This is a genomic window from Exiguobacterium sp. SH0S7, from assembly GCF_004337195.1.
Classification (GTDB): domain Bacteria; phylum Bacillota; class Bacilli; order Exiguobacteriales; family Exiguobacteriaceae; genus Exiguobacterium; species Exiguobacterium aurantiacum_A.
Map to the genome: position 1 here is coordinate 708,667 of NZ_SJVA01000001.1, position 7,957 is coordinate 716,623.

The window sequence follows — 7,957 nt, forward strand, 5'->3', positions numbered from 1 at the left end:
GACGCGTCCGTGACTCGAAAGTGACAGTTTAGTCACTTGCCACTTCAGACGACCGCTTTGTAGAATCGAATCTGAAACGTTGCCCCGACGCCGAGTTCACTGCGGACAGACAACTCCCCTTGCTGGCTCGTGATGATGCTGTGCGCCATCGCGAGTCCGATACCGACACTGTCATCGTTCGCATTCATCCCTTTATAAAAGCGCTGAAACACATAGGGGACGTCTTGTTTGGCAATCCCGCTCCCCGTGTCGCGGATGAGGATTTCCGTATAGAGTGTGTTCTCGCTGAACTCGATGAACAGCTCGCCTTGTTCCGGCGTATGTTCGACGCAATTCTTCAAGATGTTGATGAGCGCCTCGGTCGTCCATTTCACGTCCCCTTCGAATGTGACGCCGCGGTCTCCCGTAACGTGAAGTTGTTGCATCTTGATATCGATCGGGACGAGTAGCGGTTCCGTCGCAGCTTGAATCAGCGCTTGGACAGACACCGGTTCCCTTTTAAAATGAATCGTCCCGGCGTCGATTTTAGACAGCTTGAGGAGAGACGACACGAGCCATTCCATCCGTTCGAGCTGTACTTGCACGTTATGGGTAAATTCGTTTCGTTTTTCGTCAGACAGACGCGGGTCACTGAGTAAGTCCGCCATGACGGTCATCGACGTGAGCGGCGTCTTCAGCTGATGTGAAATGTCGGAGATCGCATCCGTCAGCTTCTGCTTATCTTCCTCGAGATGAGTCCCTTGCTCAGACAACATCTTCGTCACTTTATAAATTTGACTCTTTAACAAGCTGAGTTCACCTTCCCGGTTATCGCGAACGTCGAGTCTATAGTTGCCGTTGCTGATCTCTTGAAGATAACTCGAGAGTTGGTCGATTTCCCGATAGCGCCACGTCGTGAAGCGATATGTCACCGCAATGAATGCAATCGATAAGACAGCGACGAGGAGGATTGCCTCAAGCGAGATGAACAGCGCCGCACCAACAGCTAAGCTGACTAACACAAAAAGACTCAGCAAATAAATACGGATTTCTCGATTCCGTAGCATATCAAGTTTCCACCTTATAGCCGATGCCACGCACGGTCTTGATCAAGGTCGGGCGTTGCGGGTCGTCCTCTAGCTTCTCGCGCAACCGTTTGATGTAGACAGTCAACGTATTGTCATTGACGAAATCCCCGCCCATGTCCCACATCTGGTCGAGCAGTTGAGCACGCGTCAGCACTTGTCCCGTATGTCTCCCGAAGATGAGCAGTAAACGATACTCGAGCGCCGTCAACAAGATGTCTTCCCCAACCTTTTTGACTTTAGCGTCTTGCGTGTTGATTTCGATTGACCCGATTGTCAAGACGGGCGAACCACCTTGTTTATTGTAGCGGCGCAATACCGAATGGATTCGGGAGATGAGCTCTCGGACCCGGAACGGTTTCGTGATGTAGTCGTCCGCTCCCATATCGAGCCCCATGACGACGTTTACTTCATCATCGAACGCCGTCAAAAAGATGACCGGTGTATCTTGTTTTTGTTTCACGAGCCGGCACAAGTCGTAGCCGCTCCCGTCCGGCAACGACAAATCGAACAAGCAAAGGTCGATTGTATGTAGCTGTTGCTCGAGGATTCGTGTTGCATCTGTCACGTTATGGCAAAGCACCGTCGTAAATTGTTCTTGTTCGAGCGAATATTGAAGACCGGAGGCAATCGTCCGGTCGTCTTCTACGATTAAAATATGCATGGTATTCCCTCCTGACTCTTCTTCTCATAATATAGCAATCTTTTTTCAAGTGGGAATATAAAACAAAAAACCGAACGAGAAGACTCGTTCGGTCAGATAACGCAATGTTAACAATCTGTTCATGCTTTCACGACACGAAGGCACTCCGGTCGCTCGAACCCGACGTCGCCCAAAAATCGTAGCGCATCAATCGTCAACTCGTCACGTGTGATCGTCTTGACGCTTGGTTCCGTCTGTTCATCGACCCACACTTTCCAAATTTCGACTTCATCCGCTGTCTGCAGATGATCAATGATGTAATCGACGAGTTGTTCGGCTCTCGTCTCAGAATAGCGCCAGCGCAATTCAGCGACGTGTGGTTTTGTTGAATACGCTTCGACGTTCGTTACGTCATAATACAAGTCTCGCTTAATCTCGATTTCATCGAGGTGTTCTTCCGATTCGACGTGCATCAAAATCTTTTCGTCACGATCGAGTTCTTCATCCTCCGTGAGCATTTCAGGCAACACGACACCTTTTTTGATGGCTTCATTAATTGATAAGTGTTCGATAAATGGATTTTCGACTTCTTTTAGCGGTCTATCGCTCGTCATAAATTGAAATTCACTCATGTTATTTGCCTCCTACTCTTATATCATCATAGTCATTGTTTCATTGCGCTGATAGAAATAACCAGTCCGATCAAATATCCGATTATTGAGCCGACCACAATCCCGTAGGCAACCGTAAAATCGAATAGTAGAGAGATGATCATCCCGGCAGCCGTTCCGAAAATAAGACCAAGCCCGACCGCGGATTCGCGCCATTTGTTCATTTCCACCGTCACCTTCCTTCCGCTCACTTCATACGAATCCATCTAAAATATGTTTCATTTTTCACTCACTCTCTCGTCATTTAGCCAACAACGTGTCGCAACGGCTGGACTTCCTGTCTTCGATTGCGTCTGCAGCAGACCAACCAGCTTGTCATGGAAACGCGGACGACCGCATCGACCCGCCCGATGGAACGCAAATCCCCGCCTTGAAGATGTTCCCATAGATTCTCGTCCATCACTGATCCCGCTCGACCAGTTGACGTTCATCTCTCAATTTCGAAAGTTTCCGATATTGTTTCAGCACGAATATGATAAATAGCAGACTGACTAAAAAATTAGGAACCCAGAGGAAAGATTCGATACCGTTCGACAGGTTGAGAAATGCTACAAATAAATTGAGATACAACACAAAACTATACAAATGAAAAATCCGTCGTTCATGGCGAATCTTTGAGTCAATGTCGGAGTAGAGTCGAAACGGGCCGTCAGCTGTTAGTTTCCGGAGAAAGACCCAGCGAAACGTCGTCGCGACGACCTCGATGCCCATTTCCTCCAAAAATTCAAAGTACGCGATCGATTTCGGATTGTTTGGTGCCTCTTCCATCAACTCGATACGATAAGTATATTCGTTCGGATCCCCTTGAACGAATGTGTAACGCCCAAGTCTAAAACGTTCAAGAAACCAGCCAGCGCCCGCCATATCGTTCAACCAAACCTCTTCTTTTTCGTAATCCGCATAAAAGCGATATACCGTTTTAGTTTTCATGATTTGTTTCCCCCAATCCACTGTTTTCCATTCGTGACGAGTTCTTCGAGCCGGACGAGTTCGGCCTCAAGCACTGCTTGTCCTAGAGGTGTGACGACATACTCTTTCTTTCGTCCGCTCGCTTTCTCTACTGCTTCAATCCATCCTTTTTCAACTAAATTGCTTAACGCGCCATAAAGTGTCCCCGCCGCTAACTGGACACGGTCATCGCTCAATTCTTGCACGAATTGCATGATGCCATACCCGTGACGCGGAACTTGCAACGACAACAAAATATAATAGACCGCCTCTGTCAACGCGACGGTTCCTGCTGATTGTGTCATAGTTTATCTCCTTTACTTCGTCTACCGTTATATCGTCTCCCGATATATTAAGTGTACGCTCATCTTCAAAAATTGTCCACAAAAAAAACCTATGTTCCCATAGGTTGCTTATCCCATCGTACAGCGCTGATACACCAACAAATTGACGCCTGCATAATCATCTTCTTTCATATACGTGAAACCGAGACGTACCAAGACCCGTTGCGAACGCTCGTTTTCAGGATAGCTGAGCGCGATGATCGGTTCTATTCTCGCCAACAAATCGAGAAACTCGAGCGCCTCTTGCGCTGACTCGACCGCGTACCCTTTCCCCCATGTGGTCGGATCGAAAGCATACAATAACTCGACATCGCCAGTCGGTAACCGTGAGAAACCGCAATGACCAATCAGTTGGTTCGTCGACCGTTCAACCACACCCCAGACTCCATAGCCATATTCCATCCACTGCTCCTGGAAACGAGTCAGTAAGTGCGCGGCATCTTCTCGAGTCTTCTGTTTCCCGTCCCCTAAATAACGGCTCACCTCCCGTTGACCGAGTATGGCGGCGTATGTCGATAAATCCTCTTGAGTGAGTGACCTCAATACCAGCCGCTCAGTCTGTCGAGTTGGAATCATCTGTTCGTCCTCCTGTTAATACATATAGAAAAGGAGCGACTTTGCGCTCCAAAATCAGCTTTCAATCAGCTGTTCTATTCGTTTATTTTCTTCAAACTCGGCGAGCAACGCCCGCACTTCATCTGTCGATTTCGTATCCATCAGTTTCACACGGAGGTCGCTCGCCCCGGGGAACCCTTTCACGTAAATCTTGAAGAACCGGTGCAAGTTCGAGATCGAACGCGGCACGTCTTCTTGGAATTTGTCTTGCAGGTCGAGCTGGAGACGAAGAAGATCGAGGTGCTCTTCCATCGAGTGCTCACGCGGCTCCTTCTCGAACGCGAACGGGTTCTTAAAAATCCCGCGGCCGATCATGACGCCGTCGACGCCATACTTGTCGACGAGTTCTAATCCCATTTGACGGTCGAGAATATCGCCGTTGATCGTGATGAGCGTATCCGGTGCGATCTCATCACGCAACTTCATGATATCCGGAATCATCTCCCAATGCGCGTCGACTTTACTCATCTCATTGCGTGTGCGCAAGTGAATCGACAAATTGGCGATGTCTTGCTTGAGGATATGCGTCAACCAGTCGCGCCACTCGTCGAGTTTCGCGAAGCCGAGTCGTGTCTTGACGCTGACCGGGATGCCACCGGCTTTCGCCGCTTGGATGAGTTCGGCCGCGACGTCAGGACGGAGGATGAGGCCGCTCCCTTTGCCGCGCTTGGCGACGTTCGGGACCGGGCAACCCATGTTGATGTCGATACCTTTGTAACCCATCTCGGCCATGCCGATGCTCATCTCGCGGAAGTAGTCCGGGTTGTCACCCCAAATATGGGCGACCATCGGCTGTTCGTCCTCCGTGAACGTCAAGCGTCCACGCAGGCTGCCTTTCCCTTCCGGATGGCAGTAGCTGTCCGAGTTCGCGAACTCGGTGAAAAACACATCTGGACGTCCGGCATGGGCGACGACGTGACGGAAGACGACGTCGGTCACGTCTTCCATCGGGGCAAGTACAAAGAATGGACGCGGAAGGTCGCGCCAGAAGTTTTCGTTCATATAAAATCATTCCCTTTCGTAATCAATCCAACAAAATCACTTTATCCATTCTATTATGGACGGGGGAATGTATCAACTGACAATACTTTCTAATAATTATTATACAAAACGTCACGACTTCCTCTTTAGTCAAGTCATTCAGCCTAATACACCTTGTTTCAACATCTTCGTACAGTAGACGACCAACAAAAAAGTGAGGACGAGGATTGATAAATCAATAAGCGATGCTTGCATCCCGAAGACTTCCCACCGTCCCAGAAACGTGAACGTGGCGATATCCAATACGAGTTTAGCAAGCCCGGCCAAAAGTGCGAATCCCACCGCTTGTTTTTTTCTCAACAATAAAAGCACAGCCGCCATCAGACCGCTAAACACATTGATGCCCCATGGTATCTTCAATAGAAACGGATAACCGGTAAAGTATGCAACTACATCGCCTTTTACGTTCAATGAGTTCAAATACATAACGTTCTGTGCTTGGACCATCAAGTAATCGTAAATGCCCACACCGTATATAACCATAAAAATTGTTCCTACCATCCATAAATGAATCGGTGTTTTCGCGACATGTTTGTTCGGTGTCTCAGCGCTCATCATGCTCCCCTTCTTTCAAGCGGATGTTGGAAAATCAATCGTTCGCTCTACACCACTCTAACTCTATACAAAAACCCGAACCAGAAACTTAAAGCAAGTATCCGGTATTTCGGGTTAGGACGGGACTTTGATTTATCTTTATTTACCTGGTTGTTCGTGGATCAACTTGAAGAAGTGCGCGAACCCGTCTTGCAACAAATACTCTAATACACGATTCGTATGAACAGATTCGACAACTTGAACATTCAATAACGTTTGGAGCACCATCCCATCGATCGCCGCCATCGTCCACGCGGCAACCGCTCGTGTCGACGAACCCCTTTCGACACCGTACGCTCGTACGAAGATGGCTTCCACCCGGTCGACCCACTCCTCGTACTTTTCTTTGAACTTTTGTTGCAGTTCCTCGTTCCCGAGCATCGCCTCATGAGCTAAATAAAACTGCAACCGGCTTTCTGCATCTTTTTTTAAACGGTCTTGCATCCCGTCGAAGATCTCTTGAATGATTTCGCGGGCTTCTTTCTTGTCTTCGATCGAGACGGTCGCGATTCGGCGAATCTCTCCCAATCCCTCATCCATCACATCGTAAAGAATGGCCTCTTTGGAATTGTAATAGTGATAGATGGCACCCGTGCTAAGCCCAGCTTTCTTCGCGATGCCACGAAGTGTCGTACCTTGGATCCCATTCTCGATGATCGTCGCTCGTGCTGCCTCTACTATCTTTTGTTTCCCTTCGTTCATCATGTGCTTCGACGCTCCCCACTTAATAATTGCTAATTATATCATAATGATTTGACGGTTCTGTGACATGTCCTTGTGACGCCCCAAACCGCATTGACAACGCTTCCAATAGTTTGTTACACTTTTCACATAAACATAACGAACGTTCGGTATGTTTATCGACATCATATTTTTCATCGTTGTTCTGTCACCAATACTTTAGAAATGAAAGGGGCGTTATCGTATGTTTTTCTTTGAATCCATTCCTTGGTACAATGTCGTCATGTGGTTCGTCGTATTCGGCTTGTTGATCGGATTAAATGAATTCGTCCGGTCGAGTAAAAAAGCTAGTATTCTCATGTTCATGGCGGTCCCGGTCGTATTGACTCCGATTTGGTTCTTCACCGCCGACCCTGAAATCACATCATGGTTTCACTGGGTGAAAGTGTATTCCGCTCTCGCCGGAAGCTTGATTTACATGGTCATCCGTTTCACCGATTATCACAAAAAACATCCATGGTACTTGTTGCTCGTGCCGGGTATCTTGGCCCTCAATATCGCCGAGGCCGTCGTTCGAGAATTCCAAGTCGGCATTATGGGGTTTGAAGGCATGGTCGACGGGATGAATTACATCTCGGGTGGTTGGAACTACGTGAACGCCGTTGCCGGGATCTTGAACTTATTACTCATCTGCGGTTGGGTCGGCATCTTCGCGACATCCGGCAAGAAGAAAGACATGCTCTGGCCGGACCAGACGAAACTATGGATTGTCGCATATGGCATTTGGAACATCGCTTACGTCTATTCATGCGCCCCAGGTAACGCGTTCTACTCAGGCTTCGCCTTGAACATCGCCGCAACGGTCCCTGCCCTCCTTTGGGCGAAAGGGACGTGGATGCAAAACCGTGCGCAGACACTCACGTTTTGGATGATGTGGGTCATGACGTTCCCTTACTTCTTCGCCGTCGGCAGCACGTTCAACGTGAGCGTGTCGTATAATCCGGCAGCGAACTGGACGATCGCACTGCTCAGTCTTGCGCTGAACGTCGTCCTCGCCGTCTGGCAAGTGACGCGCATCGTCAAATACAAACTCAATCCGTTGAAAGACGAGTTGTGGAAAGATACGAACGAATACAAAGAAATCAACGCGATGCGCGAAGACGCTACTCCTGAACAGGAAACTGCGCTCGGTAAAGTATTATAAGCAAAAGACGGGCTCCGTAGCCCGTCAGCTTGTTGACTAACATCAATAGAATCGCTCGTCCTTCCGGCGCCCACGCTTTCCGCAGGCAATCCCGGAGCCGCATCGCGACTTATGTCGCTGCTGGGTCTCCGTTGGATTGCTTTCCTGCAGGA

The 7,957-nt window shown here is 48.7% G+C and carries 11 protein-coding genes; 1 reads left to right on the top strand and 10 read right to left on the bottom strand.

Annotated features, from left to right (window positions below):
- Nucleotides 1–44 precede the first annotated feature (44 nt).
- The 10 genes from EVJ22_RS03655 to EVJ22_RS03695 all read right to left on the bottom strand — a co-directional run bounded on the left by EVJ22_RS03655 (nucleotide 45) and on the right by EVJ22_RS03695 (nucleotide 6,625).
- Complete coding sequence (locus EVJ22_RS03655; RefSeq protein WP_071398057.1) at nucleotides 45–1,046, bottom strand: sensor histidine kinase; 1,002 nt, start codon at nucleotides 1,044–1,046, stop codon at nucleotides 45–47.
- A 1-nt stretch (nucleotide 1,047) separates the two neighbouring features.
- Nucleotides 1,048–1,728, bottom strand: a complete 681-nt coding sequence (locus tag EVJ22_RS03660) for a response regulator transcription factor (protein ID WP_071398058.1) — start codon at nucleotides 1,726–1,728, stop codon at nucleotides 1,048–1,050.
- Nucleotides 1,729–1,847: 119 nt separating this feature from the next.
- Nucleotides 1,848–2,339, bottom strand: coding sequence for a hypothetical protein (locus EVJ22_RS03665; RefSeq protein ID WP_071398059.1), 492 nt, complete (start codon nucleotides 2,337–2,339; stop codon nucleotides 1,848–1,850).
- 32 nt (nucleotides 2,340–2,371) lie between these two features.
- Entirely contained in the window at nucleotides 2,372–2,584 is a 213-nt protein-coding gene (locus EVJ22_RS15455; protein WP_158625492.1) for a hypothetical protein, read from the bottom strand.
- Nucleotides 2,585–2,777: 193 nt separating this feature from the next.
- On the bottom strand, nucleotides 2,778–3,308 hold the full coding sequence (locus tag EVJ22_RS03670; RefSeq protein ID WP_071398060.1) for a DUF2812 domain-containing protein: 531 nt from the start codon (nucleotides 3,306–3,308) through the stop codon (nucleotides 2,778–2,780).
- Nucleotides 3,305–3,631, bottom strand: coding sequence for a PadR family transcriptional regulator (locus EVJ22_RS03675; RefSeq protein ID WP_071398061.1), 327 nt, complete (start codon nucleotides 3,629–3,631; stop codon nucleotides 3,305–3,307). The genes EVJ22_RS03670 and EVJ22_RS03675 overlap by 4 nt, the downstream gene beginning before the upstream one ends.
- 108 nt (nucleotides 3,632–3,739) lie before the next feature.
- Nucleotides 3,740–4,246, bottom strand: coding sequence for a GNAT family N-acetyltransferase (locus tag EVJ22_RS03680; RefSeq protein ID WP_071398062.1), 507 nt, complete (start codon nucleotides 4,244–4,246; stop codon nucleotides 3,740–3,742).
- Nucleotides 4,247–4,300: 54 nt separating this feature from the next.
- Complete coding sequence (locus tag EVJ22_RS03685; RefSeq protein ID WP_131443262.1) at nucleotides 4,301–5,287, bottom strand: tRNA dihydrouridine synthase; 987 nt, start codon at nucleotides 5,285–5,287, stop codon at nucleotides 4,301–4,303.
- A gap of 138 nt (nucleotides 5,288–5,425) precedes the next feature.
- On the bottom strand, nucleotides 5,426–5,884 hold the full coding sequence (locus tag EVJ22_RS03690; RefSeq protein ID WP_158625494.1) for a hypothetical protein: 459 nt from the start codon (nucleotides 5,882–5,884) through the stop codon (nucleotides 5,426–5,428).
- 135 nt (nucleotides 5,885–6,019) lie between these two features.
- Nucleotides 6,020–6,625 carry a TetR/AcrR family transcriptional regulator gene (locus EVJ22_RS03695; RefSeq protein WP_131443264.1) on the bottom strand — a complete coding sequence of 202 codons (606 nt, stop codon included), beginning with the start codon at nucleotides 6,623–6,625 and terminating at the stop codon, nucleotides 6,020–6,022.
- A gap of 220 nt (nucleotides 6,626–6,845) precedes the next feature.
- On the opposite strand from EVJ22_RS03695, the gene EVJ22_RS03700 reads away from it, so the two are divergent.
- Complete coding sequence (locus EVJ22_RS03700) at nucleotides 6,846–7,805, top strand: DUF5692 family protein (protein WP_131443267.1); 960 nt, start codon at nucleotides 6,846–6,848, stop codon at nucleotides 7,803–7,805.
- Nucleotides 7,806–7,957 lie beyond the last annotated feature (152 nt).

Excerpts from the sequence above, each read along its gene's own strand:
- EVJ22_RS03655 (WP_071398057.1), bottom strand. The coding sequence starts at position 1,046 with ATGCTACGGAATCGAGAAATCCGTATTTATTTGCTGAGTCTTTTTGTG.
- EVJ22_RS03660 (WP_071398058.1), bottom strand. The coding sequence starts at position 1,728 with ATGCATATTTTAATCGTAGAAGACGACCGGACGATTGCCTCCGGTCTT.
- EVJ22_RS03665 (WP_071398059.1), bottom strand. The coding sequence starts at position 2,339 with ATGAGTGAATTTCAATTTATGACGAGCGATAGACCGCTAAAAGAAGTC.
- EVJ22_RS15455 (WP_158625492.1), bottom strand. The coding sequence starts at position 2,584 with ATGGATTCGTATGAAGTGAGCGGAAGGAAGGTGACGGTGGAAATGAAC.
- EVJ22_RS03670 (WP_071398060.1), bottom strand. The coding sequence starts at position 3,308 with ATGAAAACTAAAACGGTATATCGCTTTTATGCGGATTACGAAAAAGAA.
- EVJ22_RS03675 (WP_071398061.1), bottom strand. The coding sequence starts at position 3,631 with ATGACACAATCAGCAGGAACCGTCGCGTTGACAGAGGCGGTCTATTAT.
- EVJ22_RS03680 (WP_071398062.1), bottom strand. The coding sequence starts at position 4,246 with ATGATTCCAACTCGACAGACTGAGCGGCTGGTATTGAGGTCACTCACT.
- EVJ22_RS03685 (WP_131443262.1), bottom strand. The coding sequence starts at position 5,287 with ATGAACGAAAACTTCTGGCGCGACCTTCCGCGTCCATTCTTTGTACTT.
- EVJ22_RS03690 (WP_158625494.1), bottom strand. The coding sequence starts at position 5,884 with ATGATGAGCGCTGAGACACCGAACAAACATGTCGCGAAAACACCGATT.
- EVJ22_RS03695 (WP_131443264.1), bottom strand. The coding sequence starts at position 6,625 with ATGATGAACGAAGGGAAACAAAAGATAGTAGAGGCAGCACGAGCGACG.
- EVJ22_RS03700 (WP_131443267.1), top strand. The coding sequence starts at position 6,846 with ATGTTTTTCTTTGAATCCATTCCTTGGTACAATGTCGTCATGTGGTTC.